The sequence below is a fragment of the Photorhabdus sp. HUG-39 genome (genome assembly GCF_963878365.1).
In the GTDB taxonomy this organism is placed as follows: domain Bacteria; phylum Pseudomonadota; class Gammaproteobacteria; order Enterobacterales; family Enterobacteriaceae; genus Photorhabdus; species Photorhabdus kayaii.
The window spans coordinates 1-1,243 of sequence record NZ_CAWNWY010000099.1 but is presented as its reverse complement, the minus strand read 5'-3'; the positions used below and the strand labels follow the sequence as shown (position 1 = coordinate 1,243).

General features: G+C 43.8%; 1 protein-coding gene. It reads left to right on the top strand.

Annotated features, from left to right (window positions below):
• The first annotated feature begins 92 nt into the window (after positions 1-92).
• The gene (locus AAC155_RS24170) at positions 93-1,223 is read left to right on the top strand and encodes an ISAs1-like element ISPlu17 family transposase (RefSeq protein WP_046973755.1); all 1,131 of its coding nucleotides are present in this window, start codon (positions 93-95) and stop codon (positions 1,221-1,223) included.
• Positions 1,224-1,243: the final 20 nt, after the last annotated feature.

Here is a 1,243-nt window from a genome sequence, read left to right as displayed (position 1 = left end):
CAGGGCAAGATCGTGAATATTTTGTTAAAAAAATCAGATTTGACCGACGGTAATAGTTATGATCTCATACTCTCTTTTTGAGAGCAAAAACCATGTGCTTTGATATTTTTACTGAACATTTCTCAGACATTCAAGATCCCCGTCAAAGCGCTAAAGTCGCCTACCCTTTATTCGATATTTTATTTGCCTCATTGTGCGCTGTTCTGGGCGGCGCAGATGGTTGGAGTGAGATCCAAGAGTATATTGAAGGCCACCATGAATGGTTTCTTGAACATAATATGTTCAAGGCGGGGATCCCTGTTGATGATACGATTGCCCGGCTTCTCTCACGGATTAATCCGGAACAATTTAATCTGTGTTTTATCAACTGGATGCGTTCGGTTCATCAGGTTACTCAGGGAGAATTAGTGGCGATTGATGGTAAAGTCTTACGGGGTGCCTATGCCCCGGGAGAACGCGGTTCGGCTCTCCACCTTGTGAGTGCTTATGCGACAGCCAATAAAATGGTCATCGGCCAGGTTAAAACCCAGAAAAAATCTAATGAAATTACCGCAATCCCGGAACTCATTAAGTTGTTGGAACTGAAAGGCGCGCTGATTTCCATTGATGCGATGGGATGCCAAACGCAGATCGCTCAGGAGATTATTGATGCCGGCGCGGATTATTTATTAAGTGTGAAAGACAACCAAAAACGTCTCCATCGTGCCATTCAAAAAGCCCTGGAAGCCCAGCGCGTTTTGCCCTTAACAACCGAAAAAGCGTTGATAGAACAGGGTCATGGTCGTCTGGAAATCAGAGAAAGCCATGTGCTGAATGCCGATACATTCAAAACCGATTTTCCGGAATGGACGGGATTAAAAACACTGGGTGTCACAATCGGATACAGGCAAGAAAACGGCAAATTGCCCAGTCTGGAGTACCGTTACTACATCAGTTCAGCCAGACTGACAGAAGAACAATTTTCTCAGGCAGTACGCAGCCATTGGCAAATAGAGAATAATCTTCACTGGGTGCTTGATGTGACGTTTAAGGAAGATGATTGTCAAATTTACCGTGAAAATGCGGCGGAAAACATCGCGATATTACGACGTATTTCGTTAAACATGCTGAAAAAAGAAACGAGTCAATTAAGCATTAAAGCGAAGCGTAGACGAATATGGATGAAAACCCAATTTTTGGAGCGAGTATTACAGGCGGGTTTTGCTAATGTGAGTGATATTTAATCATTCATGCGGTTGCCCTG

Bases quoted from the DNA above. Each gene is read 5' to 3' on its own strand.
- AAC155_RS24170 (WP_046973755.1), top strand. From the start codon at position 93: ATGTGCTTTGATATTTTTACTGAACATTTCTCAGACATTCAAGATCCC.